The organism is Streptomyces sp. NPDC002623 (assembly GCF_053592635.1).
In genome coordinates this window covers 181,152-206,609 of the sequence record NZ_JBSFWB010000006.1, presented here as the reverse complement: position 1 = coordinate 206,609, position 25,458 = coordinate 181,152, and the positions used below count along the sequence as shown (strand labels likewise).

Annotated in this window: 22 protein-coding genes, 3 tRNA genes and 3 pseudogenes; 15 read left to right on the top strand and 13 right to left on the bottom strand. The window is 69.7% G+C overall.

Annotation, left to right across the window (positions count from 1 at the left end):
* Positions 1 to 102: 102 nt before the first annotated feature.
* The 5 genes and pseudogenes from ACWD4O_RS13280 to ACWD4O_RS13260 all read left to right on the top strand — a co-directional run.
* A pseudogene (locus ACWD4O_RS13280) lies at positions 103 to 252 on the top strand (ABC transporter substrate-binding protein); the annotation flags it as partial.
* 124 nt (positions 253 to 376) lie between these two features.
* Complete coding sequence (locus ACWD4O_RS13275) at positions 377 to 871, top strand: MarR family winged helix-turn-helix transcriptional regulator (protein ID WP_451279794.1); 495 nt, start codon at positions 377 to 379, stop codon at positions 869 to 871.
* Positions 872 to 1,046: 175 nt separating this feature from the next.
* On the top strand, positions 1,047 to 1,661 hold the full coding sequence (locus tag ACWD4O_RS13270) for a DsbA family protein (RefSeq protein ID WP_451279793.1): 615 nt from the start codon (positions 1,047 to 1,049) through the stop codon (positions 1,659 to 1,661).
* A gap of 32 nt (positions 1,662 to 1,693) precedes the next feature.
* Positions 1,694 to 2,500, top strand: coding sequence for an MBL fold metallo-hydrolase (locus ACWD4O_RS13265; RefSeq protein WP_451279792.1), 807 nt, complete (start codon positions 1,694 to 1,696; stop codon positions 2,498 to 2,500).
* An 11-nt stretch (positions 2,501 to 2,511) separates the two neighbouring features.
* Complete coding sequence (locus ACWD4O_RS13260; protein WP_451279974.1) at positions 2,512 to 2,922, top strand: nuclear transport factor 2 family protein; 411 nt, start codon at positions 2,512 to 2,514, stop codon at positions 2,920 to 2,922.
* 43 nt (positions 2,923 to 2,965) lie between these two features.
* On the opposite strand, the gene ACWD4O_RS13255 is transcribed toward ACWD4O_RS13260, so the two are convergent.
* Together ACWD4O_RS13255 and ACWD4O_RS13250 are read right to left on the bottom strand one after the other, a co-directional pair.
* Positions 2,966 to 3,892, bottom strand: a complete 927-nt coding sequence (locus ACWD4O_RS13255; protein WP_451279791.1) for an MmyB family transcriptional regulator — start codon at positions 3,890 to 3,892, stop codon at positions 2,966 to 2,968.
* Positions 3,893 to 3,950: 58 nt separating this feature from the next.
* Positions 3,951 to 4,868, bottom strand: a complete 918-nt coding sequence (locus ACWD4O_RS13250) for a helix-turn-helix transcriptional regulator (protein ID WP_451279790.1) — start codon at positions 4,866 to 4,868, stop codon at positions 3,951 to 3,953.
* A 233-nt stretch (positions 4,869 to 5,101) separates the two neighbouring features.
* On the opposite strand from ACWD4O_RS13250, the gene ACWD4O_RS13245 reads away from it, so the two are divergent.
* Together ACWD4O_RS13245 and ACWD4O_RS13240 are read left to right on the top strand one after the other, a co-directional pair.
* Entirely contained in the window at positions 5,102 to 5,953 is an 852-nt protein-coding gene (locus tag ACWD4O_RS13245; RefSeq protein WP_451279789.1) for an aldo/keto reductase, read from the top strand.
* Between the two features lie 222 nt (positions 5,954 to 6,175).
* On the top strand, positions 6,176 to 6,805 hold the full coding sequence (locus tag ACWD4O_RS13240; RefSeq protein ID WP_451279788.1) for a flavodoxin: 630 nt from the start codon (positions 6,176 to 6,178) through the stop codon (positions 6,803 to 6,805).
* A 43-nt stretch (positions 6,806 to 6,848) separates the two neighbouring features.
* On the opposite strand, the gene ACWD4O_RS13235 is transcribed toward ACWD4O_RS13240, so the two are convergent.
* The 3 genes from ACWD4O_RS13235 to ACWD4O_RS13225 all read right to left on the bottom strand — a co-directional run bounded on the left by ACWD4O_RS13235 (position 6,849) and on the right by ACWD4O_RS13225 (position 9,392).
* Positions 6,849 to 7,589: an SDR family oxidoreductase gene (locus ACWD4O_RS13235; protein ID WP_451279787.1), complete on the bottom strand. Its 741-nt coding sequence runs from the start codon at positions 7,587 to 7,589 to the stop codon at positions 6,849 to 6,851.
* A gap of 8 nt (positions 7,590 to 7,597) precedes the next feature.
* Positions 7,598 to 8,416, bottom strand: coding sequence for an SDR family oxidoreductase (locus ACWD4O_RS13230; RefSeq protein WP_451279786.1), 819 nt, complete (start codon positions 8,414 to 8,416; stop codon positions 7,598 to 7,600).
* A 94-nt stretch (positions 8,417 to 8,510) separates the two neighbouring features.
* Complete coding sequence (locus ACWD4O_RS13225; protein WP_451279785.1) at positions 8,511 to 9,392, bottom strand: aldo/keto reductase; 882 nt, start codon at positions 9,390 to 9,392, stop codon at positions 8,511 to 8,513.
* Between the two features lie 119 nt (positions 9,393 to 9,511).
* Between ACWD4O_RS13225 and ACWD4O_RS13220 the strand changes: the two are divergent.
* Together ACWD4O_RS13220 and ACWD4O_RS13215 are read left to right on the top strand one after the other, a co-directional pair.
* Positions 9,512 to 11,138 (top strand): annotated as a pseudogene (locus tag ACWD4O_RS13220) (MFS transporter).
* Positions 11,139 to 11,178: 40 nt separating this feature from the next.
* Entirely contained in the window at positions 11,179 to 11,442 is a 264-nt protein-coding gene (locus ACWD4O_RS13215; protein WP_351908901.1) for a hypothetical protein, read from the top strand.
* 1,080 nt (positions 11,443 to 12,522) lie between these two features.
* Here the strand turns inward: ACWD4O_RS13215 and ACWD4O_RS13210 are convergent.
* The 4 genes from ACWD4O_RS13210 to ACWD4O_RS13195 form a co-directional block, all read right to left on the bottom strand.
* Positions 12,523 to 12,861, bottom strand: coding sequence for a helix-turn-helix domain-containing protein (locus tag ACWD4O_RS13210; RefSeq protein WP_351908877.1), 339 nt, complete (start codon positions 12,859 to 12,861; stop codon positions 12,523 to 12,525).
* On the bottom strand, positions 12,858 to 13,118 hold the full coding sequence (locus ACWD4O_RS13205; RefSeq protein WP_451279784.1) for a hypothetical protein: 261 nt from the start codon (positions 13,116 to 13,118) through the stop codon (positions 12,858 to 12,860). Before ACWD4O_RS13205 ends, ACWD4O_RS13210 begins: the two co-directional genes overlap by 4 nt.
* A gap of 465 nt (positions 13,119 to 13,583) precedes the next feature.
* On the bottom strand, positions 13,584 to 13,733 hold the full coding sequence (locus tag ACWD4O_RS13200) for a hypothetical protein (RefSeq protein WP_451279783.1): 150 nt from the start codon (positions 13,731 to 13,733) through the stop codon (positions 13,584 to 13,586).
* A gap of 374 nt (positions 13,734 to 14,107) precedes the next feature.
* Positions 14,108 to 16,375: an outer membrane protein assembly factor BamB family protein gene (locus tag ACWD4O_RS13195; protein WP_451279782.1), complete on the bottom strand. Its 2,268-nt coding sequence runs from the start codon at positions 16,373 to 16,375 to the stop codon at positions 14,108 to 14,110.
* 163 nt (positions 16,376 to 16,538) lie between these two features.
* Here ACWD4O_RS13195 and ACWD4O_RS13190 point away from each other — a divergent pair.
* Both ACWD4O_RS13190 and ACWD4O_RS13185 read left to right on the top strand, forming a co-directional pair.
* Positions 16,539 to 16,817: pseudogene (locus ACWD4O_RS13190) on the top strand (ISAzo13 family transposase); the annotation flags it as partial.
* On the top strand, positions 16,804 to 17,169 hold the full coding sequence (locus tag ACWD4O_RS13185) for an FG-GAP repeat domain-containing protein (RefSeq protein WP_451279781.1): 366 nt from the start codon (positions 16,804 to 16,806) through the stop codon (positions 17,167 to 17,169). The pseudogene ACWD4O_RS13190 and the gene ACWD4O_RS13185, both read left to right, overlap by 14 nt.
* Before the next feature lie 583 nt (positions 17,170 to 17,752).
* On the opposite strand, the gene ACWD4O_RS13180 is transcribed toward ACWD4O_RS13185, so the two are convergent.
* The 3 genes from ACWD4O_RS13180 to ACWD4O_RS13170 form a co-directional block, all read right to left on the bottom strand.
* A tRNA-Ile gene (locus ACWD4O_RS13180) sits at positions 17,753 to 17,826 on the bottom strand.
* A gap of 169 nt (positions 17,827 to 17,995) precedes the next feature.
* Positions 17,996 to 18,068, bottom strand: a tRNA-Asn gene (locus ACWD4O_RS13175).
* A 6-nt stretch (positions 18,069 to 18,074) separates the two neighbouring features.
* Positions 18,075 to 18,147, bottom strand: a tRNA-Asn gene (locus ACWD4O_RS13170).
* A 158-nt stretch (positions 18,148 to 18,305) separates the two neighbouring features.
* Here ACWD4O_RS13170 and ACWD4O_RS13165 point away from each other — a divergent pair.
* The 4 genes from ACWD4O_RS13165 (at position 18,306) to ACWD4O_RS13150 (ending at position 24,043) form a co-directional block, all read left to right on the top strand.
* Positions 18,306 to 18,611, top strand: a complete 306-nt coding sequence (locus tag ACWD4O_RS13165; RefSeq protein ID WP_451279780.1) for a YtxH domain-containing protein — start codon at positions 18,306 to 18,308, stop codon at positions 18,609 to 18,611.
* Between the two features lie 165 nt (positions 18,612 to 18,776).
* A complete protein-coding gene (locus ACWD4O_RS13160; protein WP_451279779.1) occupies positions 18,777 to 20,231 on the top strand; it encodes an FGGY family carbohydrate kinase in 1,455 nt (484 codons plus the stop codon).
* 150 nt (positions 20,232 to 20,381) lie between these two features.
* On the top strand, positions 20,382 to 22,115 hold the full coding sequence (locus ACWD4O_RS13155; protein ID WP_451279778.1) for an ABC transporter ATP-binding protein: 1,734 nt from the start codon (positions 20,382 to 20,384) through the stop codon (positions 22,113 to 22,115).
* Positions 22,115 to 24,043, top strand: coding sequence for an ABC transporter ATP-binding protein (locus ACWD4O_RS13150; RefSeq protein WP_451279777.1), 1,929 nt, complete (start codon positions 22,115 to 22,117; stop codon positions 24,041 to 24,043). Before ACWD4O_RS13155 ends, ACWD4O_RS13150 begins: the two co-directional genes overlap by 1 nt.
* A gap of 51 nt (positions 24,044 to 24,094) precedes the next feature.
* On the opposite strand, the gene ACWD4O_RS13145 is transcribed toward ACWD4O_RS13150, so the two are convergent.
* Positions 24,095 to 25,426, bottom strand: coding sequence for an RNA polymerase sigma factor (locus ACWD4O_RS13145; RefSeq protein ID WP_451279776.1), 1,332 nt, complete (start codon positions 25,424 to 25,426; stop codon positions 24,095 to 24,097).
* Positions 25,427 to 25,458 lie beyond the last annotated feature (32 nt).

Below are 25,458 nucleotides of genomic sequence, written 5' to 3'. Positions count from 1 at the left end.
GCCCGAAACCTGCGTGATCCTGACCGGCCCGAACCCGTCCTCCTTGGAGTAGGAGTTCCATCGCTCCCAGACGGTGGTGGCGCCGTTCTTCACGGAGAACAGATCTGGGAGTACCTGAACGCCCACACGGACGGTTTCCCCCGCTTCATGGCCGACCGCGCCGCGGTCGAACGCTGGAAGCAGACCTTCGCCCTCTACTTCGGCGAGGTCAAGGGCGACCCAACACCCGGCTGGTTGGGACTGCACCCAGGGGTACAGCCGTGGGGCGGGTGCGTCGGCCGGTGCCCCGCAATCGCACCCGCCAGACCTGACACTCTGCCGTCCCGGGCATGATCGGTACCGTGATACCCGGGACGGCAGAAGGGGCGGCGAGGCCGTGAGCGAGCAGGCGGGCATCAGAACGGCGAAGGAGGCCGCCGACCACGAACTGATCCTCGCGTTCGGGCGGCTACAGGGGGCGGCGAACCGGCTGGAGTACATCCTCGGGCGGGCCCTGGAGGAGGAGTGCGGGATCAGCCATCTCATGTTCGAGGTGCTGCTGATCCTCGGGCGGGCGGGCGCACCGGGCATGTCGATGCGGGCCATCGCCCAGGAGCAGGTCCTGACGACGGGCGGCGCCACCCGGCTGGTGGACCGGATGGTGGCGGCGGGACTCGTGGCGCGCACCGACTCCCCCGAGGACCGGCGCGCGAAGCTGGTGCGGCTCACCCCGCTGGGTGAGGAGACGGCGGTGCACGCGTCCCAGGTGCACGTGGCGAACATCAAGCGGTACTTCGTGGAGCCGCTCCCCGCCGAGGACCGCGAGCGGTTCGCGGAGGATCTCCGCATCCTCAGCCACACCGCCCGGGACGTGCTGCCCCGACTGCCCTGACCTGCGGACCGGCGACCGCCCTGATCTGCGGGCGGGCGACTGCCCCGATGTAATGACCACAGCTCCACCCGTGTGTCTCACCTCACATCCATCAGGAAATACCTGACTAGTCAGTTACTGTTTCGTCAGACGAATGCTCACACCGGGTGGGCAGGACACGCCTTCGAGGTCATCCATGAAGCTCGTCTACGTCTTCGACGCCTACTGCGGCTGGTCGCACGGATTCTCCGGAACACTGCGCGAGGTCACCACCCGCCACCCCGAACTGCCGGTCGAGGTGGTCTCGGGTGGTCTGTTCGTCGGTCCGCGCCGGGTGCCGATCCGCGAGTTCGGCTACGTCCAGGGCGCGAACGCCAAGATCGCCGAGCTGACCGGCGCGGAGTTCGGCGAGGCGTACGACCAGCTGATCGCCGACGGCTCGTTCGTCATGGACTCCGAGGCCGCCGCTCGCGGTGTCGCCGCCCTGCGCCAGACCGCCCCCGGCCGCGCGGCGGAGCTGGCAACGGCCCTCCAGCACGCCTTCTATGTCGGCGGCCTGAGCCTGTCCGACCCTGCCACCTACCGGACGGTGGCCGAGGCGGCCGGGCTGGACGCCGAAGCCGTACTCGCCGCGTTCGCGGCGCCCGGGACGCGGGCCGCCGCCGAGGCGGACTTCCACCGCGCCGCCGCGCTGGGCGTCACCGGCTTCCCCACCCTGCTGGCCGTCGACGGCGAGTCCGTCACTCCCCTGGCCTACGGCCACGCCACTGCCGACGAGGTCGACGTACGCCTCGCGGCCGTGGCCGCCTGACCTCCCACCCCGTCCCCCTCAAGGAGCCCCGCATGACCACGCTCGCCTTCAAGATCCTGGACCTCGACTTCCCCGCCGGCAGCAAGAACAAGACCGCCACGCTCATCACCGGCGAGCAGGAGGCGCTGCTGGTCGACGCCGCCTTCACGCGCGCCGACGGCCACCGCCTCGCCGCTGAGATCCTCGACTCCGGCAAGAAGCTGACCACCGTGTTCGTCAGCCACGCCGACCCGGACTTCTACTTCGGCGCCGAGGTGATCGCCGACGCCTTCCCCGACGCGACGTTCGTCGCCACCCCGATCGTCATCGAGCACATCCAGCACTCCTACGAGGGCAAGCTCAAGGCCTGGGAGGCCCTCGGCCCGAACCTCCCCACCCGCCTGGTCGACCTGACCCCGCTGACCGGCGACCTCACCCTCGAAGGTCACCGCTTCCAGCTCAAGGGCGGCCCGGCCGGCCTGCCCGACCGCCACTACCTCTGGCAGGCCGAGCACCGCGCGCTCCTCGGCGGCGTCCTGCTCTTCCAGCAGGAGCACGTCTGGGTCGCCGACACCCCCACCCCGGGCGACCGCGCGTCCTGGATCGACCTCCTGGACGAAATGGCCGCCCTGGAGCCGGAGTTGGTCGTCCCTGGCCACCGCCTGCCCGACACCGCCGCCGACGCCTCCGCCATCACCGCCACCCGCGACTACCTGCTCGCCTTCGAGGAGGAACTCGGCAAGGCGGCCGACGGCGCCGCGCTGACCGAGGCACTGGTCAACCGCTACCCCGACAACGGGATGCTGATCGCCGCGCAGATCGGTGCGAAGGTCGCCAAGGGCGAGATGAAGTGGGGCTGACCATGACTGACATGACTGGGTTCGCCGACTCCACGGCGCCCGCGGATGTCGTACGCCGCCAGTACCTGGCCTCCGCCGCGGGCGACCTCGAAGCCCTCCGCGCCACTCTTGCCCCCGACGTGGAGTGGACGGAGATGGCCGGCTTCCCCCTCGCCGGCACCTACCGCACCCCCGCCGGGGTCACGTCCAACGTGATGGAGAAGCTCGGCCAGGACTGGGACGACTGGACCGCCCACGACGACACCTACGTCGTCGACGGCGAGAACGTCGTCGTCCTGGCCCGCTACACCGCCGTCAACAAGTCCACCGCCAAGCCGATCGACGTCCGCGTCGCGCACCACTTCGTCGTACGCGGCGGGCTCATCGTGCGCTTCGAACAGTTCGTCGACACCGCACTCGTGCGCGACGCCCTGACCCACTGAGCATGCCCGGGGCGGGGCACGCCTTCAGGGGCTGGCTTACTGCTCAGTCGGCCGCCCTACGCCGGGACAGCCGTACCTCGTCGACGTCGAGCCCCAGCTCATCGCGTTCCGCGTCGAGAAGGATCAGCTTGTCGTGGTCGGAGGTGCCCGGCTCGGCGAAGAACACGACGAACCGCTGCTTGTGGCTGTGCTCCAGCGGCATCGACTCGTAGCCGAGGTGGAGGTCGCCGACGTCGGGGTGGTGGAAGGTCTTGGGGTCCGGGGCGTGCGGTCTGACGTCGAAGCGGTTCCACAGGTCGACGAAGTCCGGGCTCTTCGCCAGGAGTTCGTCGACCAGTTCGACCAGGTCCGGGGCGTCCGGTTCGGTGCCGGCCAGGGCGCGCAGCCGGCCGACGCAGGCACGGGCCTGCTCGTCCCAGTCGTCGAGTACGTCGCGGGCGAGGGGGTGGAGGAAGGCGTAGCGGGCGAAGTTCCGTCGCGGCGGCGGCCAGTCGGCCAGGCCGGCGAAGAGCCGGAGCGCGCCGGGGTTGAAGGCGAGCAGGTCCAGGGTGCGACTGACGATGTACGCCGCGTTCGGGCGCACGGACTCCAGGAGCACCATCAATTGTGGTCTCACGGTGCGGCCAGGCACGGGTGGCGCTTCGGGGGCGTAGGAGGCGCGGGAGGCGAGCTCGCGCAGGTGGCGGTGCTCGGACGCGTCGAGGAGCAGGGCGCGGGCAAGGGCGTCGACGACCGTGGGGCCGGGGTGGGTCTCTTTGCCGCGCTCCAGACGGACGTAGTAGTCGATGCTGATCCCGGCGAGCGTGGCGAGTTCCTCCCGGCGCAGGCCCGGCGTGCGGCGCGGGCCGGGGGCTGCGGTCAGCCCGGCCTGCTCGGGGGTGACCTGTGCGCGGCGGGCGCGCAGATAGGCGCCGAGGTCGCTCGTGGCACCCGTCGGGTGGCCCTTCGCCTTCTCCGCTGCGCGCTCCATGCGTCTATTTTGCCCGTCTTCTCGGGGGCGTGTATCAGCGCGGGGTCCCGCTGCCGGATCAGGGCAGTGCGCGCGGCTGCGGCACGTCGTTCCTGGCCGGCCGCCTGCCGGGGCCCGGGTCGGGAGCGGTCATGTCCAGCAGGAGCAGGGCATCGTGGTCGGGGGTGCCGGGTTCGGCGGCGTAGGCGACGAGGCGCTGGCCCGGTGTGCCGTCCAGCTCCATGGACTGGGCGGCCAGGGTGATCGCGCCGACCTGTGGATGCTGGAACGTCTTGCGGGTGGCCTTGCGGCCTGTGACGTCGTAGCGCTCCCACAGCCTGGCGAAGTCAGGGCTTTTGAGCACGAGTTCGCCGACGAGGCTGGTGAGGTCGGGTGCGTCGGGGGCGGTGCCGGCCAGGGCGCGCAGCCGGGCGATGCAGGCGCGTGTCTGGATGTCCCAGTCGGGGAACAGCTCGCGGGCCGCGGGGTGCAGGAAGAAGTACCGGGCGAGGTTGCGCTGTGTGGAGGGCCAGTCGTCCAGGCCCGCGTACAGGGCGAGGCCGCCGGGGTTGGAGGCGAGCAGGTCCATGCTGCGGCTGACGATGTACGCCGGGCTCGGACGCATCGTCTCGAGCAGCAGCTTCAGATGCGGGCGCACGGTCCGGCTCGGGGCGGGCGGCGGCTCGGGGGCGTACCGCGCGGCGCGGGCGGCCAGCTCGCGCAGGTGCTGGTGCTCGGCGTCGTCCAGCTGCAGGGCGCGGGCGAGGGCGTCGACGACGGAGGGACTGGGCCGGGTCTCCTTGCCGCGTTCCAGGCGTACGTAGTAGTCGATGCTGATCCCGGCGAGGGTGGCCAGCTCCTCGCGGCGCAGGCCGGGGGTGCGGCGAAGGCCGGTGCCGGCCGTGAGGCCGACCTGTTCGGGTGCGGTCTGTGTGCGGCGGGCACGCAGGAACCGGCCCAGCTCGGCGCCGCCGTCACTGCTCTGCTCAGATGCCATGCCCTTCAGTGTCACACCGCTCTGACCTGCGTGGCGGGGATGTGAGGGGCCCTGTCACTACCCGGCTCGCCACCCCCTGGCACGGCTCGGCCTGCCACCGGCGGCGAAAGAGCGCGAAGGTGAATTCCGGCGGGCTTCACACCGGTCGCGTACAGACCTCCCGCCCGTGTTCGAGCGTCGGCCGACATCCGCCCCGCGCTCCACACCCGCATCCCGCTCGAAAGGCACCCCTCATGCAGAGCGTCACCCTGAACAACGGTGTCGACATGCCGATCCTCGGCTTCGGCGTCTTCCAGATCCCGGCGGAGCAGACCGAACAGGCCGTGACCGAGGCCCTCGCGGCCGGCTACCGGCTGCTCGACACGGCCGCTTCCTATGAGAACGAGGAGGCCGTCGGCCGCGCCATCAAGAACAGCGGCATCCCGCGCGAGGAGCTCTTCGTCACCACCAAGCTGTGGGTCCAGGACGCGCCCGCCGAGGAGAACACCAAGCGGGCGTTCGAGACGTCGCTGGCCAAGCTCGGCCTGGACCACGTCGACCTGTACCTGATGCACCAGCCCTACGGCGATGTGTACGGCCAGTGGCGTGCCATGGAGGCGCTGAAACGAGAGGGCCGGGCCAAGGCGATCGGCGTCGCCAACTTCTACCCGGACCGGCTCCTCGACCTGATCATCAACAACGAGATCACCCCGGCGGTCAACCAGATCGAGACCCACCCGTTCTTCCAGCGCGCCGACTACCAGGACCTGATGCGCGAGCACGGGGTCCGGATCCAGTCCTGGGGCGGATTCGCCGAGGGCAGGAACGACCTGTTCGCCAACCCGCTGCTGAGCGAGATCGGCAAGCGGCACGGCAAGTCCGTGGCCCAGGTGGTGCTGCGCTGGCTGGTCCAGCGGGGCGTTGTCGCGATTCCCAAGTCGGTCCGGCCCGAGCGCATGGCGGAGAACCTCGACGTCTTCGGCTTCGAGCTCACCGACGAACAGATGTCGGTCATCGCCACCCTGGACACCGGCGGCTCGCTGTTCTTCGACCACCGCGACCCGGCGATGGTCCAGTGGCTCAGCGCGCGACGCGTGGACGGCTGAGTCGGAACGCACACGTGCTCGGTCGGTGTGGGGCTCTGCCGCTCATGGCGCATCCCCGCACACCGGCCCCGGTTCTCCGGCGCGCCGAGCAGGCAAGCCGACCGCCCCATCCTTCATCAGCTTTCGACAGAGGCTTTCCATGACTACCCAGAGCGAGCACCGGCGATGAGCCATACCCCTCGCCGCACAGTGCTCCGCGGCCTGCTCACAGGAGGAACGGCCATGACGGCAGGTGCCGCGATCGGTGCTTGTTCCGCCTCCCCCGCCTCACCGCGTCCGGACGAATCCGAGTCCGCCGAGCGGTCCGGCACACCCGCCCCGGGTGCCCGCACCGTCCTGCTGGCCTACTTCTCCCGGCCGGGCGAGAACTACTACAACGGCGGACGCCGGAACATCGAGGTCGGCAACACCGAGGTCCTGGCCCGCATGATCGCGGACCGGATCGACTGCGACGTCCACCGCGTCCAGGCCGCGGACCCTTATCCGGCCGGCTACGACGCCACTGTCCGGCGCAACGTCCGTGAGCAGGACAGCGAGGCACGTCCGGCGGTCGCCAACCCGCTGGCCTCCATCGACCGTTACGACACGATCCTGCTCGGTAGCCCCGTCTGGAACGTCCGCGCTCCCATGATCATGACGACGTTCACCGAAGCCCTCGACTTCCGCGGCAGAACCGTCGTCCCGTTCACCACCCACGCCATGAGCGGCCTGGGCACCACCGCACGCGACTACGCCGCCTCCTGCACCGGCGCGACGATCGCCGAGGGCCTCGCGGTACGCGGCGAGGAAGTCCGGGACGCCGCTGCTGCCGTCGATGCGTGGTTGAGGCGCATCGGATTGCCCGTCTCGTGACCGGGCACAGGGCCTTTGGCTGGGTCGGGGGACGCTCAGCCGGTCATCGCTGCTGCCGGGTCGGACGGAACAGGATCTCGTTGACGTCGACTTCCTGGGGCTGGCTCATGGCGAACTCCACGCAGCGGGCGAAGCTGTCCGCGGGGATGGCGTAGTCCTGATAGAGGCCGGCGACCGCGTCCGCGACGCCTTCGGCCTTGACCGAGGCGGGCAGTTCGGTGTCCACCGCGCCGGGAGAGATGACCGTGGTGCGGATGTCGTACGGCTTGACCTCCTGGCGCAGTGCCTCGGAGATGACGCGCACGGAGTACTTGGTCGCCGAGTAGATCGCTCCGCCGGGGCTGATGACATGTCCGGCCACCGAGGAGACGTTGATGAAGTGGCCGGACCGCTGCTCCTTGAAGTGCGGCAGGGCTGCCGCGATGCCCCACAGGACACCCTTGATGTTGACGTCGATGGCCTGTTCCCACTCGTCGAACCGCTCCATCTCCAGTGGGGACAGCGGCATGAGACCGGCGTTGTTGAGCATGACGTCGATGCGGCCGTGCAGGTCGACGGCCCGCTGGACCAGTGCCTTCACCTGCTCGCGGTCGCTCACGTCGGTCTTCACGACCGCCTTGCGGTCGAGGCCGAGTTCGTCGGCGAGTTCCTCCAGCCGTTCCAGCCGGCGGGCACCGAGCACGACCTTGGCACCGCGTGCGGTCAAGTGCCGGGCGGTCGCCGCGCCGAGTCCGCTGCTGGCGCCGGTGATGACGACGACTTTGCCGGTGATGTTCTCTGTCATGGGGGTTCCTAAGAAGGGTTGGCGTGCCGGACGGCTTCCAAGTCCTGCCGTACGGCTGCGGGTTCGGCGTCGAGTGGCATGTTGGCGCTGTCCAGGGCGGCGTCGAGGGAGCCGGGCACATCAGCGGTGAGGCCGGCGAACAACGGGGCGGGGTCGGAGGGGGCAGGCCCGTGCTCGGCGACGAGTTCGAGGGTCTTGTGGTCGGCGTCGGGCGAGGTGAGCGCGGAGACGAGGACCTGGGCGATCTGCCGACGGGCGATGACGCCGTCGCTGGGGCTGCCGGCGTGCCGGGTGTCGCCCTGAAGCATCGTCAGGGCGAGCTGGCCGGGAGCGTTGTAGTCGAACCAGCCGGGGCGGACGATCGTGTACGGGCGCCCACTGGCGCGGACCAGGCGTTCTCCGCGGCGCTTCCAGGCGTGGGCGTCGGTGATCATGTCGTCGCGGACGGTGCCGTCGGCGTTCCTGGGGCGGCCCGTGACGCCGATCGCGGTCATCAGCGAGATCCGCGCCGGCTGGTTGCCCAGTGCCGCCAGGGTGTTGCGGACGGCCCCGTAGTCGATGAGTTCCGCCTGGCCGGGCCCGCCGTGGGAGCCATGGGTGAAGACGACGGCGTCGATACCGTCGACGGCCTCCTTGAGGGTGTCGGCATCGGTGAGGTCCCCGGTGACGAGCCGAGTGTCCTGAGGCAGCACGGTTCGGGCGAGCCCGGGATCGCGGACGAGGGCTTTCACCTGGTGGCCCTGTCTGCGGGCTTCGGCGACGACGAGGGTGCCGACGCTGCCGGTGGCACCGACGACCAGGACGGTGAGAGGGGTGGTGCGGGTCATGGCGGAGGTTCTTCCGTGACGTGAGGACAGGGGTCAGCGGTACGCGATGTGCTGAGGGGAGGTGTCTGCGAACCGCACCGCCGGCACAGCGGCTTCACGCCTCGGGGATCTCGATGCCGTGGTCCTCGAGCGTGATGGCGGCCGGCTCGGGTCCGCCGCGTACGCCGGTGTCGAGCGCGTCGATCGCGGCGAGCTGCTCGGTGGTCAGCTCGAAGTCGAAGACGTCGAAGTTCTCGGCGATGCGGGCGGGCTTGACCGACTTCGGGATCGCGGAGCGGCCCTCCTGCAGATGCCAGCGCAGCATCACCTGCGCTGCCGACTTGCCGTGCTGCCCGGCGATCTCCAGCAGGACCGGGTCGTCGAAGGTCCGCTTCTCGCCGCCGCGGTAGGAGGTGATGCCGCCGATGGGCGACCACGCCTGGGTCAGGATGCCGTGCCGGCCGTGCAGGCGCTGCAACGCGGTCTGCTGGAAGTAGGGATGGACTTCGATCTGGTTGACCACGGGCACGGCGGACGTCTCGGCCAGCAGCCGCTCCAGGTGCTCGGGCATGAAGTTGCTGACGCCGATGGCCCGTACCCGGCCGTCGGCGAGCAGCTTCTCCAGCGCCCGGTAGGCGTCGAGGGTGCGCTCGAAGGCCGTGGGCAGCGGCTGGTGGAGCAGCAGCAGGTCGAGCTGGTCGACGCCGAGCTTGCCCGCGCTCTTGTCGAGGGCGTGCAGCGCGCTGTCGTAGCCGTAGTCGCTGATCCAGAGCTTCGTCTCGACGAACACCTCGTCGCGCGCGAGGCCGGAGCGGCGGATGCCGTCGCCGACCTCCCGCTCGTTGCCGTAGGCGGCGGCCGTGTCGATGTGGCGGTAGCCGACGCGCAGGGCCTCCTCGACCGAGGCGGTCGTGACGTCGGGCGGTGTCTGGAAGACGCCGAGCCCGAGAGCGGGCATCTCCACACCGTTGCTGAGAGTGAGCGTGAGGGGGGACATGTTTCGACGATAGGCAGGCGTCCGACGCCCCCGCATCTCATCTGAGGGGCCCTGTCACTACCCCGCATCCCACACCCCTGCACAACCCGGCCTGGAACGCCCGAGGGTCCGGTCCCACGCTGAGAGCCAGCGCCGCCACCACTCCGGCCGGCCGGGGCAGGACCACCGGCCCGGCCTTCGCGCTCGGTGCCGCACTGCTCGGCTTCTTCGTCATCACCCTGGACGCGCTGATCGTCAGCGTGGCCCTGCCCACCGTCGGCGCCGATCTCGGCGGCGGTATGACCGGGCTGCTGGGGGTGCCCCCTCTGGGGGAGGGTCGTCGACGGTTACACCCTGGTGCTCGCCGCACTGCTGCTGTCCGCCGGGTCCGTCTCGGACCGGACAGGCGCCCGGCAGGCGTTCGGCGTGGGCATGGGGCTGTTCCTGATCGCCTCGGCGGCCTGCGGCCTGGCGCCCACGCTGCCCGTCCTGGTCGCGGCCCGCTTGGTGCAGGGGGCGGGCGCGGCGGTCATGATGCCCGCCACCCTCGCCCTGATCCGCGAGGCGTACCCGGACGCCGCCCATCGCGCCCGTGCCCTCGGGTTCTGGGCGCTGGGCGGCTCGGTCGGCTCGGCCGCGGGACCGCTGCTCGGCGGTGCGCTCAGCGCCGTGGACTGGCGGTGGATCTTCTTCATCAACCTGCCGGTCGGCGCCGTCGCCCTGAGCCTGCTCACCCGCGTGGCCCGCTCCCCGCGGCGGCCCGCACCCTTCGACTGGACCGGGCAGATCGGCACGGTCCTGGCGATGGGCGGTCTGACGTACGCGCTGATCGAGGGCGGCGAGTACGGCTTCCGCGACGCCCCCGTGCTCGCCGCCTTCGCGGTGGCGGTGCTGGCGCTCGCGGTGTTCCTGCGCTCCCAGGCCCACGGCCACCACCCGATGCTGCCGCTCACCTTCTCGGCTGATCTTCAGTCCGGAGGTGCCCAGACGGGTGTACTGCATGACATGTTCCTCATCGTCGGTGCAGCCGGCCGACACCGCCTACCTCGTCAACAGGCTAGGCAGCCGACGGTGGCGGTGGGAGATGCTGCCAGCACCCCCTACCGGGCAAGCGGCATGCTCGCCGTCGCGGTATGGGCCGCCGGAGGTGCGACGCTTCCCGGCCACCCGACGGACACCGATCCATCCGGACCAGATCGGCGGGCGCTGCCGCGCAGGATGCTGCTGAGGGGGGTGCTGGCAGTGCGGCATCACCCTCGGCACGTCCGCGGGCGTGGCCGGGTTCGCCGCGGTGCCGCTCGCGCTCGCCGCGAACCGGCTCGGCGACCACGTGTACGCGGCCCTGTGATGGCGGCCGAAGACGAGCCGTCCCGGGCGGCCGGCGGATGCGTGCTCGTCGTCCTCGCCGAGGTCGCCGCGGGCGTCGCGTCGCGGTCGACGAGCGGTGGGCGTCCTTGCCGTGGTGGGCGTGAGCTGGCTGGCGCTGTACCGGTCGGCACGCCGCATATCCGATTCGTCCGCCACTCCCCCGCCAGAGGAGGCCCGCCCCTTCTGGCGCGAATGCACAGATCACGAGCTTGTCAGCGTGACCCCTCTCGCAGGCCAGAAGGGGATGTTGATCTACACCAGCGCACCGCCCGGACAGACGAACTACACCCACGTCCACATCGCCGGGGAGGTGGCCGAGACGTGATCACCAGACTCCTCAGGCTGGTCCCCACCTACTGCGCCAAGTGCGGCTGGCGGACCGAGAACTGTGGCCACTGAAACCCCAAATGGAGCGACACCGCCGCGAGAAGATGACCCCATGCCTGAAGAACTGACAGCGACCCTCTGGATCGGCCGCAACACCTCAACCTGCGGACGCTGCCGCAATGGCGCCTTCCCGGAAGACACACATCACGACCGCGTCGCACCGGGCTTCGGCGAACCCGATCCTCTCGACAAGCCGTGCGGCGCCCGCTTCACCGCCATCGGCAGTCCGCGCATCGAGTACAGGGAAGAACACCTACGCGAGATCCGCCCGGACCTTCCGTACCAGAGCCGACAAGGCGCCAACCCGCCCCTCTGAGCTGCCCCACACCGGGGCCATGGAGTCGCAGACCCTTCGCCCCGGCTACCTCACCGCCCACCAGACCGCCCGCGTCCTCGGCGTCGACCTCGCCACCGTCCGCCAACTCGTCCGCCGAGGCCACCTCACCCGCTCCGGCGGCACCCCCGCCAGCCCTGGTACCGCGCCGACGACGTCGCCGCCTACGCCGCGAAGCGCGCTCCGGTCAAGGTCGCTTGACCGCAGGTCAGGCCAGTGTCACGATCTCCGTGTACAGCTGTGCCCGCACGCGGGCGCCCACAGACACACGACGAAGCCCCGGAGCGGCCACCGAGCCCCCGGGGCTTCGCCGTGGCTAAGGCCGTTTCCTTGCTTCCCAGGACCCTCGCCGGACGTGCTCCTCCCAGGGCGACAGTCCCGGACGGCCGCCACATAAGACGCCCTGAGCCACACGCAGACGACGCGCCGGCCAGCACCTCCCGGGCACTTCCCCGGTACCTCCGGCCTCAGGATGGCCTCAACCCTTGGCCCTGCCGCAGCCGAGCCAAGCAGAACACGTCTCACCGGCTACGCATCCATGCAGGTCAGAAGGGCATCAGCCGACACAGACCAGCGTGGCACCAAACCCACGAGCAGCGGATTCAGTCCGTTCAGGCAAAGTTGACGCCCCGACACCCAAAAATGAACGTTTCCGCAGGTCAGAAGCCTGTGCAGGTGGGGCGGGTGGGACTCGAACCCACGGCCGACGGATTATGAGTCCTTTGAGGATCTTGGCGGTCCTTGCCGACCAATGCCCATCCTTGGCGTTTTCGCAGGTCAGATCAGGCTATCCATGCGGGTGCTTCTCAGCCCTTGTCAGTCCGTTCCTGTCCTTGCGGCCTCAACTCGGCCTCAATGAGGCCTGACAGGATCGCGCTGAAGAGACAGAGAAACGATCGCACCAGCTCAGGGACGGGAATCGAACCCGCGCACAGCGGAGTGCCTTACCGAGCGGTGATGTTTCCACCCCAGGCACCGGGGTGGAAACATCATCCCCGACATCAAGAGGCGATCCCGCCCACCGGACTGCGCATGACCCTGGGTCGCAGCGTGTCGATCGGGTCAGCCGAGGACGTAGGTCTCATCACCGAAGTCAGCGACGATCTTCAGCTTGCCGCCGAGCGCCTTGACGTAGGCAGCGAGGGTCTCGACCTCGCTGCGCTCCAGTTGCCCCTTCTCGATGCGTGAGACGCGGGCCTGGGTGACACCCATGGCTTCGGCAACCTGGACCTGGGTGGTGTGCTGCCGCTTCCGCAACTCGGCGAGCCGGTGGACACGGGAGGCCAGGACCATCGCCTGCGCCCCCTTCTGGATCTGATCCTTCTCGGCATCGGTGAAGGCGAAATCCTCGGCCAGGTCGTCCCAGGAGACGGCCTGCGGGTCCTTGAGGTGATCAGTCATCGTTCCCCGTCCTCTCCATCGATTCGCTTCAGATGCTCCGCGTACGCCTGCTCCGCCGCCGAGCCGGGACGGAGCTCCTTGAGGTTCGACAGCACCGAGCCCTTGATCGTGTCCACCAGAGGCCGACCCAGCGCGGGACCTTCCTCTTGAAGGGCAGTGACAGCCTGGCTGACCTGGATCAGCGTGTCGCGGTCAGTACGGCGCAGGCCGTGAAGCCACGAAAGGGCCGGCTCGACCACGACAATCTTCCAGACCATGCACGCGTCCCCCATCTGCAATTTATTACACTGACAGCATACACCACTGACGTCATAGTGGGAGTGGTCGCGGTTCTCACAGTCACCTCCGCGCTCGACAGCACGCCTCGAAGGCAAGAATCGTCCCCATGTTTCGCCGAGGCAGTGCTGGAGTCCGACGCAACGGCACGAAAGGGCTGTACCCCCCGTAGGGCCGTTTCCCCTTCGGACTGTCCCCTTGCCCCCGCTCCCGGCCTACGCACCAGACACACCAGCATCTGGCCGTCACCGCTGCCTGCCCGCCCGCCCGCGGAGGCTCTGCACCGTGATCAGAGGCGGAACCTCTTTGGCCTTTCCCGTTGGCCAAGACGTCTGAGCAGCACGTAGCCGGTATCGATCTACGTAGCCGTCCTGCAGGAAACCCGAAGTCAGGCCCCCTGACGAAGGCGTGCAGAGGACTTCGTGGTGACGGGCGATTCCGAGACGTTACCGGTGAGTGGCCCACCAGATGGACAGTTGAACGGGGGCGAAGCCGACTGCAGTGGCGGCGACGACGGCGGCTTGTACGACAGTGCGGGTCAGACGGCGCAGTGGCTGGCGGTCGAACATGAGGTCCCCTTCGAGGTTGCTGGCCATGCTGAGTGCGTGGCCGTTCCCTGTCGATGGGGCCGGTCCGGACGGTTTTCCGGTTCTGCTCCACGCCGGTGCTACCACGGGGCGGCCGCCGCCCGAGCCAGCCGATGAATCCCGGCACTTTGTCGCCGTACGCGTGAACGTGGCCAGTCAGTTACGAGTGAAAAGGGCCGCTTGTTGATGCGGTGATTCCTGTCGCTCGGCACTCTGCAAGGTGGGCAGGTCCGGCCAGGCGTCGAAGTCGAAGGCGACCTCGCCCAGCCGCCACTCCTCGCGGTGGTTCTCCTGGTGGTCGACCCTTCGCCGTCACTCGGTCTGTGGCCGGTACTGACGTGCGGACAGGCCACAGCATGGAATCCGTGCCGTGGCGTCTGCTGTCACGTCCGCACCGCGTACAGGTTGCCGTCGGTGCTGCCGAAGTAGACCGCCCCGTCGGCCACGGCTGGGGACGAGTACACGCGGCCGCTGGTGGCAAAGGCCCAGCGTTTCTTACCGGTTGCGGCATCCACCGCATACAGGTTGCCGTCCTTGCTGCCGACGTAGACCGCGCCGTCGGCCACGGCTGGGGACGAGGTCATGGAGCTGGGGTCATACGTGACGGCGCCCAGGTCAAAGGTCCAGCGTTTCTTACCGGTTGCGGTGTCCACCGCATACAGCTTGCCTTCGTTGACACTGCTGCTGCTGAAGTAGACCACGCCGTCGGCCACGGCCGGGGACGAGTACACGTTGGCGGCAAAGCTCCAGCGTTTCTTACCAGTTGTGGCATCCACCGCATACAGCCCACCGTCGTTGCCGCTGCTGCCGAAGTAGACCACCCCGTCGGCCACGGCTGGGGAAGAGTCCACGACGCCGCTGATGGCAAAGGTCCAGCGTTTCTCACCGGTTGTGGCGTCCATCGCGTACAGGTCGTCGTAGCCGTTGGAGATGTAGACCACGCCGTCGGCCGCGGCCGGGGACGCATACAGGACGGCGGCAAAGGTCCAGCGTTCCTTGCCGGTTGTAGCGTCCACCGCGTGCAGCCCACCGGCATTGTCGCTGCTGATGCCGACTACGTAGACCACCCCGTCGGCCACGGTTGGGGATACATACATGGTGCCGCTGGTGGCAAAGGCCCAGCGTTTCTTACCGGTTGAGGCGTCCACCGCGTACAGGATGCCGTCGGTGCTGCCGACGACGTAGACCACGCCGTCGGCCACGGCTGGGGACAAGTCCACGACGCCGTTGGCGGCAAAGATCCAGCGCTCCTTACCGGTTGCCGTGTCCACTGCGTACAGCTTGTTGTCGTTGCCGACGACGTAGACCACGTCGTCCGCCACGGCCGGCGACGAGTACACGGCGTCGCCGGTGGGGAACTTCCAAGGTGGTTCGGGGCCGTTGTCGGCGAGGATCTTCCAGGAGGTGAGGCCGGCTCCGGCGGTGAGGATGCCTGCCAGGCCGAGCAGGGCGCGCCGGGATATCGAGCCCCGGCGGTTGGGGGAAGGTCCGTGCAGCAGGGGTACGCGGTCCAGCTGTCTTGCGGCCGGGAGGGGACTGGCGGGGGTGGGGCGCGGTGGGGTTGGGGGGATGGGGTGGTGTTGTTCCGCGGTGCGGGGTGGCTGGGCCGACGGGGGTGGGGGTGCTGCGGACGGGGTGGGCGCCGGGGTAGCGGGGTCGGGTATCGCGGGCGGCGGGGTGGACGGTAACGGTGTCGGTGTCGTACCGGGCGGTGTGGGTGGGGTCCGGGGCAGGGAGGTGGTGGCGTGTGCCTGGACGAGCCGGGCGACCTGGTCGGGCATCCAGCCGGGTTCGCTGAGCAGCAAGGTGGCGGCCGTCTCCCCGCCCCCGTCCTCCGGGCCGTCTGCGGGGGTCAGCCGGTCGAGCAGATGGGCGATGGTGGGGCGACGGTCGGGGTCTTTGGCCAGGCAGGCGGCCACGATCTCGCGCAGCTCGGGCGGCAGGGGGGCGAGGTTGGGGGGTTCGTGGACGGCGCGGTAGTGCAGGGCGTGGGGGGTGCCCGTGCCGAACGGGCCGACTCCGGTGGCGGTGTAGGCCAGCACGGTGCCGAGGGCGAAGACGTCGCTGGCCGGTCCGACCGGGTGGCCGGTGAGCTGTTCGGGGGACATGAAGCCGGGGGTGCCGATCGTCATGCCGGTGTGGGTCAGCGCGCTGGCCTCGTTCGCCACCGAGATGCCGAAGTCGATCACTCTCGGGCCGTCGGCGGCGAGGAGTACGTTGGAGGGTTTCAGGTCGCGGTGGACGATGCCGGCCGCGTGGATGGCCTCCAGCGCCTCGGCCAGCCCGGCGCCCAGCGCCAGCACCGGCCGGGCCGGCCACGGCCCCTGCCCGGCGATCGCCTCCCCCAGGGAGACGCCGGGCACGTAGACGGTGGCCAGCCAGGGAGGGGAGCCGTCCGGGTCGGCGTCGACCACCCCGGCGGTGAAGGACCCGTTGACCCGCCGGGCCGCGGCCACCTCACGGGCGAAACGACGCCGGAAGTCACCCTCCCGGGCCAGATCGGGGCGCACCGTCTTCACCGCGACCGGCCGCCCACCGGGCGAGCGCGCCAGATACACCTGCCCCATGCCACCGGCGCCGAGCCGCGCCACGATCCGGTAGCGCCCCACCCGCCGCGGGTCTGTCAGCTCCAGGGCCTCGAACACCGCCACCCCATGCCTCCCTCTGGACCTTCCCGTGAGTTCAACTCCACTCAACTACACCAAGAATTAAGGTAGTTCACGCATTCCAGCACACGGCCGATATCCCCAAGGCTGTCGATGACAGCATGGGCGCCTGCCGCCGCGAGTTCATGTACCTGCCCAAGTCCTGGACCTGCAGTCCTGCACCGGGTGTCTGCGCAATCCGGAGCTGACCGGCACGTCCGAACCGGTGCTGGATGAACTTGTCAACCAACTGACCCGGAAAATGGATGAGTTACGCGAACAAGGACGACTCCAGTAGCGAGGAGGCGAACGCATCCGTGCTCGCGGCGCAGGAGCCAGAGACAAGCTGACCACCGCCGACAGAGTCCTGGCCACCGCGCTCTACCTGCGCAAACTCGGCACTCGAGACCTGCTCGCCCGGCTTTTCAGAGTCAATGGCAGTACCCTCGGTGAACCCGGCCGGCTCGCCAGTGGACCGGATCTCCACGGCGAACAGGCCGAAGCCCTATGACTCCTACTCGCTCTCCCACTTCAACACCGACGTCCACCCCGACATCGTCGCCATGGCTCCCGGCCGCACCCTGCGCCTGTTCCCGGGCGACATCGGGCACGACCTGCTCACCCCGGTCACCAACTTCCCCAGCGGCTGGAACGGCTACACGTTCGCCGGCATCGGCGACTTCAACGGCGACGGCAACCCCGACGTCATCGTCCGAGACGACACCACCCGCATCCTGTGGCTCTACCCCCGCACCGCCACCGCCTTCAGCACCCGCCAGCAGATCGGCAACGGCTGGTAGGCGAGTCCGACCTCGCTCCGGGGCCACCAAGTGCTGAGCCCCTGCCCCAGCGCCTCGACGGCCCCGGAGCCCCCAGAACCGCCCAAGCCATCGGCGCCTACAACCCTGCCAAGGACGACGCCCAGACCGGTGCTGCCGAAGATCTCGTGATCTACGCGGCGATGCTGACGGCCGAACTGTCACGGCCCTCCACAAGCCGCTACACGCTCGGGGCCGTTTTCTGTTGGGGCCGTTTCCTTGCTTCCCAGGACCCTCGCCAGACGTGCTCCTCGCAGGGCGACAGTCCCGCACGGCCACCACACGAGACGCCCTGAGCCACACGCAGACGACGCGCCGGCGAGCACCTCCCCGGCACTTCCCCGGTACCTTCGGCCTCAGGATGGCCTCAACCCTTGGCCCTGCCGCAGCCGAGCCAAGCAGAACACGTCTCACCGGCTACGCATCCATGCAGGTCAGAAGGGCATCAGCCGACACAGACCAGCGTGGCACCAAACCCACGAGCAGCGGATTCGGTCCGTTCAGGCAAAGTTGACGCCCCGACACCCAAAAATGAACGTTTCCGCAGGTCAAGAGCCTGCGCAGGTGGGGCGGGTGGGACTCGAACCCACGGCCGACGGATTATGAGTCCGCTGCTCTAACCGGCTGAGCTACCGCCCCATAGCGGCGTGTCGCGTACATGTGTGCGCGCCGTCTGCCGCAGCATAGCCGCTCATACGATCTCACGCTTCGGCTGGTGGACCTTGCACGACCATGAGGACTGCCCCTCTGGCCTGCACGGTTCCCGCCGACATGAAAAAGGACCCCCACGGGGTCCTCGTTCACGCTGCTCTCCCGACTGGACTCGAACCAGTAACCTGCCGGTTAACAGCCGGCTGCTCTGCCAATTGAGCTACAGGAGATCGAAGCTCCCCCGACTGGACTCGAACCAGTAACCTGCCGGTTAACAGCCGGCTGCTCTGCCAATTGAGCTACAGGGGATTGCCTCGTTGCATCGATCGTACCTACCTGGGTATTCGCCAGGAAGCGCTCGCTCGCTGCGACACATACATTAGCGCAAGCAGGGGGGTGCTCCGCCAATCGGTTCCCCCCGGCGTCGAGGTCACGGCCGGGACCGTCACGAGGGAAGGGTGGCCGTCATGCGCTACAAGCTCACGTTCGTCGTCGGACTGGCTGTGGGTTACGTGCTGGGCACGCGTGCCGGGCGCGAGCGCTACGAGCAGTTGAAGAAGTCCGCGCGGCAGGTCGCCCAGAACCCCGCCGTGCGCAACACCGCCGAGACCGCCGCCCAGCAGGGCCGCCAGTACGCGGGCAAGGCGTACCACGCGGTCAGCGAGAAGGTCGGCGACCGGATGCCCGAATCGATGGCGGGGCGGGTGCGGTCCCTGCGCGAGCGCAACGTCAACGGCGCGAGCGGGGACGACTGGGGCACCAGCAACACCTAGGCCGACGGAGGCGCGGAATCCCGTCCGGCGGGCGTGCGGCTGTGACATATGCCGCCGCGCCACGCGGGCGCGACCAGCCACTACGGGCCCGTGCCCGCGGTCGCGCACCCCTTCCCGCGGTCTCCGCGGCCAAACCCGAGCGGCGCGTGCGGCAGAATTTTCGTTATGGGGATAGTCGCCGGGCTGGACAGTTCGCCCGATTTCACTCGTATCGTCGTCTGCGACGCGGACACCGGAGCCGTGCTCCGGCAGGGATACGCGCCGCATCCGATGGAGGGCGCGGAGAGCAGTGCGCGGCCTTCGGATGTCGATCCGCAGGCCTGGCTGCTGTCCCTGGGCGAGGCCGCGGGCGGCGGGCTGCTCGAAGGCGTGCAGGCCATCGGCGTGTCCTCGCAGCAGAACGCCGTCGTCCCGCTGGACGCGCAGGGCAACACCGTGCGCCCGGCGATGGTCGGCGGGGACAAGCGGGCGCAGGTCGCGGCGGCGGATCTGATCGACGCGCTCGGCGGGCGCGAGGCGTGGGCCCAGGCGGTGGGGTGCGTGCCGCAGGCCCCGCAGCCGGTGACCAAGCTGCGCTGGCTGGCCAAGAGCGAGCCCGACGCGGCCGCGCGGACCTCCGTCCTGCTCCAGGCCCACGACTGGCTGGTGTGGCAGTTGCTCGGGCGGCCGGTGCGGCGGACCACCGATCGCGGCGGGGCCTCCGGGACCGGGTACTGGTCGGCGGCCACCGGCGGTTATCGGCCCGATCTCGTGGAGCTGGCGCTCGGCCACCAGGTGATGCTGCCCGAGGTGATCGGACCGTCCGACGCGGCCGGTACGACGCCGGAGGGGCTGCTGATCTCGGCCGGCACCGGCGAGACGATGGCCGCGGCCCTGGGGCTCGGGATCGGGCTCGGCGACGCGGTCGTGTCCCTCGGCGCCTCCGGGTCCGTGATGGCCGTGCACCACGAGGCGCTCTTCGACCAGAGCGGGATGATCACCTCGCTGGCGGACGCGACCGGCATGCACCTGCCCGTCGTCACCACCCTGAACGCGGTACGGACCCTGCGCGGGGCCGCCGAGCTGGTCGGCGCGGCCGATCTGGAGGCGTTGTCGGACCTGGCGATGAAGTCGACGCCCGGGTCGCACGGGCTGGTCATGCTGCCCTATCTGGAGGGCGAGCGGACGCCGAACCTGCCGCACACCGCCGGGACGCTGGCGGGGCTGCGGCGTGAGTCGATGAAGCCCGAGCACTTCGCGCGGGCCGCCTTCGAGGGCATGCTGTGCGGGCTCGCGGACGCGCTGGACGTGCTGCGCGGCCGGGGCGTGGACGTGCGGCGGATCTTCCTGCTCGGGGCGGCGGCCGAGCTGGCGGCCGTGCAGGCGGCGGCGCCGGCGCTGTTCGGGGTCCAGGTGGTCGTACCGCAGCCGGCGGACTACGCGGCGATCGGGGCGGCCCGGCAGGCCGCGTGGGCGCTCGGGGTGTCGCAGGGGACGCAGGACCCGCGGACCCCGCCGGCCTGGCAGGGGGCGGCGGCTCAGGTACTGGACCCGGGCGAGGAGCTGGCCGTGGGGCAGGCCGTGCGGCAGCAGTACGTGTCGGTGCGGGAGCAGACCCATCCCGGAGCCTTTCGCATATAGCCATACCGGGGCATTTCACATATAGGGCGATACCGCCGGCGCGGAAAACACTGCTCTCGGCTAAATCGGTTGAGGTAACACGGGTGGAGTGTCCGACGATGGGGGCCAGGGGCAACCAATGCCCCTGGCCCCCACTCCGAGAGACGTAGCGTGCTCATACGACTTCTGCGGACCTATCTCAGGCCCTACAAGAAACCCATCGCCCTGCTGGTGCTGCTGCAGTTCCTGCAGACCTGCGCCACCCTCTACCTGCCCACCCTCAACGCGCACATCATCGACAAAGGCGTCGTCGAGGGGGACACCGGTTACATCCTGTCCTTCGGCGGGGTGATGATCGCCGTCTCGCTGGCGCAGGTCGTGTGCAACATCGGCGCCGTGTACTACGGAGCCAGGACCGCGTCCGCGCTCGGCCGGGACGTGCGGGCGGGCGTCTTCGACCGGGTGCAGTCCTTCTCCGCCCGTGAGGTCGGCCACTTCGGCGCGCCCTCGCTGATCACCCGGACGACGAACGACGTCCAGCAGATCCAGATGCTGGCCCTGATGACGTTCACGCTCATGGTGTCCGCGCCGATCATGTGCGTGGGCGGCATCGTGCTGGCGCTCGGCCTCGACGTGCCGCTGTCCGGGGTGCTGGTCGCCGTGGTGCCCACGCTGGGCATCTGCGTCACCCTGATCGTGCGCCGGCTGCGGCCGCTGTTCCGGTCCATGCAGGTGCGGCTGGACACCGTGAACCGGGTGCTGCGCGAGCAGATCACCGGCAACCGGGTCATCCGCGCCTTCGTCCGGGACGCGTACGAGGAGCAGCGCTTCCGGAAGGCCAACGCCGACCTCACCGACATCTCGCTGAAGTCCGGCAACCTGCTCGCGCTGATGTTCCCGGTGGTCATGACCACGGTGAACCTGTCCTCGATCGCGGTGGTCTGGTTCGGGGCCCACCGCATCGACAGCGGCGGGATGCAGATCGGTGATCTGACCGCGTTCCTCGCCTACCTCATGCAGATCGTCATGTCCGTGATGATGGCCACCTTCATGTTCATGATGGTGCCGCGCGCCGAGGTGTGCGCCGAGCGCATCCAGGAGGTGCTGGACACCTCCTCGTCCGTGGTGCCGCCGACGGCGGCCGTCACCGAGCTGCGCCGGCACGGGCATCTGGAGATCCGGGGCGCCGGGTTCCGCTATCCCGGCGCCGAGGAGCCCGTCCTCAAGGCGGTCGAGCTCGTGGCGCGGCCGGGCGAGACGACGGCCGTGATCGGCTCGACCGGCAGCGGCAAGTCCACGCTGCTCGGGCTGGTGCCCCGGCTGTTCGACGCCACCGAGGGCGAGGTGCTCGTCGACGGGGTGGCCGTCGGCGACGTCGACCCCGTGCTGCTCGCGAAGACCGTCGGGCTCGTGCCGCAGCGGCCGTATCTGTTCGCCGGGACGGTCGCGACCAATCTGCGCTACGGCAATCCGGACGCCACCGACGAGGAGCTGTGGCACGCGCTGGAGGTGGCGCAGGCCAGGGACTTCGTCAGCAAGCTGGAGAACGGCCTGGACTCCCCCATCGCGCAGGGCGGGACGAATGTCTCCGGCGGTCAGCGGCAGCGGCTCGCGATCGCCCGGACGCTCGTCCAGCGGCCGGAGATCTATCTCTTCGACGACTCCTTCTCCGCCCTCGACTACGCCACCGACGCGGCCCTGCGGGCGGCGCTCGGCCGTGAGACCGCCGAGGCGACCGTCGTGATCGTCGCCCAGCGGGTCGCCACCATCCGGGACGCCGACCGGATCATCGTCCTGGACGAGGGCCGGGTCGTCGGCGCCGGCACCCACCGCGAGCTGATGGCGGACAACGAGACCTATCGGGAGATCGTGCTCTCCCAGCTCACGGAAGCGGAGGCTGCCTGATGGCCGGGCCCATGGGACGCATGATGGCCGGCACCGGTCCCGAGAACCGCTCGCTGGACTTCAAGGTGTCCGGCAGGCGGCTGCTCGCCCATTTCAAGCCGGAGCGGCTCACGCTCTACGTGATGCTGGTCTGCGTGGTCTTCAGCGTCGGCCTCAACGTGATCGGGCCGAAACTTCTCGGCCAGGCCACCGACCTGGTCTTCGCCGGCATCGTCGGCCGGGAGATGCCGGCCGGGACGAGCAAGGAGCAGGCCCTCGACGCGATGCGCGAGCGCGGCGACGGCAGCGTCGCCGACATGCTCCGCAGCACCGACTTCACGCCGGGCAAGGGCATCGACTTCGGCGCGGTGGGCGAGATCCTGCTGGTCACGCTCGGGGTGTTCCTGATCGCCGGTCTGCTGATGGCGGTGGCGACGCGCCTGGTGAACCGGGCCGTCAACCGCACGATGTTCCGGATGCGCGAGGACGTGCAGACGAAACTGTCCCGGCTGCCGCTGTCGTACTTCGACAAGCGGCAACGGGGTGAGGTGCTCTCCCGCGCCACGAACGACATCGACAACATCGGGCAGACGCTCCAGCAGTCGCTGGGCCAGCTCGTCAACTCGCTGCTGACGATCATCGGCGTGCTGGCGATGATGTTCTGGGTGTCCTGGCTGCTCGCGCTGGTCGCGCTGGTGACCGTGCCGCTGTCGGCGGTCGTCGCCACGCGCGTGGGCAAGCGGTCGCAGCCGCACTTCGTGCAGCAGTGGCGCTCCACCGGCAAGCTGAACGCCCACATCGAGGAGATGTACACCGGCCACACGCTGGTGAAGGTGTTCGGCCGCCAGCAGGAGTCGGCGCAGCAGTTCGCCGAGCAGAACGACGCGCTGTACGAGGCCGGCTTCAAGGCGCAGTTCAACAGCGGGGTCATGCAGCCGCTGATGATGTTCGTCTCGAACATCAACTATGTGCTGGTGGCGGTCGTGGGCGGGCTGCGGGTCGCGTCCGGCACGCTGTCCATCGGCGACGTGCAGGCGTTCATCCAGTACTCCCGGCAGTTCTCGCTGCCGCTGACGCAGGTCGCGTCGATGGCGAACCTGGTGCAGTCGGGTGTCGCCTCGGCGGAACGGATCTTCGAACTCCTGGACGCGGAGGAGCAGGAGGCGGATCCGACGGAGGCGGTGCGGCCGAAGGAGCTGCGCGGGCTGGTGGCGCTGGAGGGCGTGTCCTTCCGGTACGACCCCAAGAAGCCGCTGATCGAGGATCTGTCGCTGACGGTGGAGCCCGGTCACACGGTCGCGATCGTCGGCCCGACGGGCGCCGGCAAGACGACGCTGGTGAACCTGCTCATGCGGTTCTACGACGTCTCCGGCGGACGCATCACCCTGGACGGCGTCGACATCGCGCGGATGACCCGCGACGAGCTGCGCGCCACGATCGGCATGGTGCTCCAGGACACCTGGCTGTTCGGCGGCACCATCGCGGAGAACATCGCGTACGGGGCGTCGCGGGAGGTCACCCGGGGCGAGATCGAGGAGGCGGCGCGCGCCGCGCACGCCGACCGGTTCGTGCGCACCCTGCCCGACGGCTACGACACCGTGATCGACGACGAGGGCAGCGGGGTCAGCGCCGGTGAGAAGCAGCTGATCACCATCGCGCGGGCGTTCCTGTCCGACCCGACGATCCTGGTGCTCGACGAGGCCACCAGCTCCGTCGACACCCGCACGGAGGTGCTGATCCAGAAGGCGATGGCGAAGCTGGCGCACGGGCGGACCTCGTTCGTCATCGCGCACCGGCTGTCGACCATCCGGGACGCGGACACCATCCTGGTGATGGAGAACGGCTCGATCGTCGAGCAGGGCGCCCACAGCGACCTGCTCGAGGCGGACGGGGCGTACGCGCGCCTGTACCAGGCACAGTTCGCGCAGGCGGTGGCGGAGGTCGACTAGCCGCTGTGGAGAGTGGGGCCGCTCGCATCGGGTGACGGCGAGCGGCCCGGCTCAGTCCAGGTAGCCCCTCAGCTGGTCCGCGAAGGCGTGGTCGCGGAGTTTGTTGAGGGTCTTCGACTCGATCTGGCGTATCCGCTCGCGCGTCACGCCGAAGATGCGGCCGATCTCCTCCAGGGTGCGCGGGCGGCCGTCCGCGAGGCCGTAGCGGAGTTGGACGACCTTCCGCTCGCGTTCGCCGAGCGTGGAGAGCACGGCTTCCAGGTGTTCGCGCAGCAGCAGGAAGGCCGCCGACTCGACGGGGCTGGCGGCGTCGCCGTCCTCGATGAGGTCGCCGAGGGCCACGTCGTCCTCCTCGCCCACCGGGGCGTGCAGGGAGACCGGCTCCTGGGCCAGCCGCAGCACCTCTCCGACGCGCTCGGGGGGCAGGTCCAGCTGGGCGGCGACCTCTTCGGCGGTGGGCTCGTAACCGCGCTCCTGGAGCATCCGCCGCTGGACGCGCACGACCCGGTTGATGAGCTCGACGACATGGACGGGGACGCGGATGGTGCGGGCCTGGTCGGCGAGCGCCCGGGACATGGCCTGGCGGATCCACCAGGTGGCGTACGTGGAGAACTTGTAGCCGCGGGCGTAGTCGAACTTCTCGACCGCCCGGATCAGGCCGAGATTGCCCTCCTGGACGAGGTCGAGCATGGTGAGCCCGCGGCCGACGTACCGCTTGGCGACGGACACCACGAGCCGCAGGTTGGCCTCGATGAGGCGGCGCTTGGCCATCCGGCCCATGACGACCAGCCGGTCGAGGTCGAGCGCGAGCTCGCTGTCCAGGTCGGCCGAGCTGCCCAGCCGCTCCTCGGCGAACAGGCCCGCCTCCACGCGACGGGCCAGCTCGACCTCCTCGACCGCGGTGAGCAGCGGGATCCGGCCGATCTCGCGCAGGTACTGGCGGAACAGGTCGGAGGACGGGCTGGCGCTCTCGGTGGCGCGGGCGCGGGGCGGGGCGACCGGCTCGGGGGCTTCTTCGGGGGCCTCTTCGGGGGCCTCTTCGGGGGCTTCCGCGAGGACCTCGGCGGGCGGCTCGGTCTCCGGCTCGGTCTCTTGCCCGACCTCCTGCCCGCTCTCCTGATCCGGCCGCGTCTCCGGGTGGTGCGCGGCGCGGCTCTGCGGCGGGACCGCGACCAGGACGTCGGTCTCGGCGTCCGCTTCCGCGGCGTCGTTCGCGTTCGTGCTGTCGGCAGTGCTGTCGGTCTGGGTGAGGGTCTGGGTCTGCACGGGGGCGACCTCCAGGATGATCGCTGCTGAGGTGAGCAGCAGCGGTACTTCGGGGGCGGAGTCGGCGGCCACGCCGCTGTCCGTCCGGGATCGGCCGCGCTCCGAGGACTCAGGCACCGCAACCCAGTGTGGAGTACGACACATCGCTG

Bases quoted from the DNA above. Each gene is read 5' to 3' on its own strand.
- ACWD4O_RS13215 (WP_351908901.1), top strand. From the start codon at position 11,179: ATGCCTGAAGAACTGACAGCGACCCTCTGGATCGGCCGCAACACCTCA.
- ACWD4O_RS13160 (WP_451279779.1), top strand. From the start codon at position 18,777: ATGGGGATAGTCGCCGGGCTGGACAGTTCGCCCGATTTCACTCGTATC.
- ACWD4O_RS13260 (WP_451279974.1), top strand. From the start codon at position 2,512: ATGACTGGGTTCGCCGACTCCACGGCGCCCGCGGATGTCGTACGCCGC.
- ACWD4O_RS13225 (WP_451279785.1), bottom strand. From the start codon at position 9,392: ATGTCCCCCCTCACGCTCACTCTCAGCAACGGTGTGGAGATGCCCGCT.
- ACWD4O_RS13205 (WP_451279784.1), bottom strand. From the start codon at position 13,118: ATGGTCTGGAAGATTGTCGTGGTCGAGCCGGCCCTTTCGTGGCTTCAC.
- ACWD4O_RS13235 (WP_451279787.1), bottom strand. From the start codon at position 7,589: ATGACAGAGAACATCACCGGCAAAGTCGTCGTCATCACCGGCGCCAGC.
- ACWD4O_RS13270 (WP_451279793.1), top strand. From the start codon at position 1,047: ATGAAGCTCGTCTACGTCTTCGACGCCTACTGCGGCTGGTCGCACGGA.
- ACWD4O_RS13240 (WP_451279788.1), top strand. From the start codon at position 6,176: ATGACGGCAGGTGCCGCGATCGGTGCTTGTTCCGCCTCCCCCGCCTCA.
- ACWD4O_RS13200 (WP_451279783.1), bottom strand. From the start codon at position 13,733: ATGGCCAGCAACCTCGAAGGGGACCTCATGTTCGACCGCCAGCCACTG.
- ACWD4O_RS13165 (WP_451279780.1), top strand. From the start codon at position 18,306: ATGCGCTACAAGCTCACGTTCGTCGTCGGACTGGCTGTGGGTTACGTG.
- ACWD4O_RS13230 (WP_451279786.1), bottom strand. From the start codon at position 8,416: ATGACCCGCACCACCCCTCTCACCGTCCTGGTCGTCGGTGCCACCGGC.
- ACWD4O_RS13250 (WP_451279790.1), bottom strand. From the start codon at position 4,868: ATGGCATCTGAGCAGAGCAGTGACGGCGGCGCCGAGCTGGGCCGGTTC.
- ACWD4O_RS13255 (WP_451279791.1), bottom strand. From the start codon at position 3,892: ATGGAGCGCGCAGCGGAGAAGGCGAAGGGCCACCCGACGGGTGCCACG.
- ACWD4O_RS13245 (WP_451279789.1), top strand. From the start codon at position 5,102: ATGCAGAGCGTCACCCTGAACAACGGTGTCGACATGCCGATCCTCGGC.
- ACWD4O_RS13150 (WP_451279777.1), top strand. From the start codon at position 22,115: ATGGCCGGGCCCATGGGACGCATGATGGCCGGCACCGGTCCCGAGAAC.
- ACWD4O_RS13185 (WP_451279781.1), top strand. From the start codon at position 16,804: ATGGCAGTACCCTCGGTGAACCCGGCCGGCTCGCCAGTGGACCGGATC.
- ACWD4O_RS13265 (WP_451279792.1), top strand. From the start codon at position 1,694: ATGACCACGCTCGCCTTCAAGATCCTGGACCTCGACTTCCCCGCCGGC.
- ACWD4O_RS13210 (WP_351908877.1), bottom strand. From the start codon at position 12,861: ATGACTGATCACCTCAAGGACCCGCAGGCCGTCTCCTGGGACGACCTG.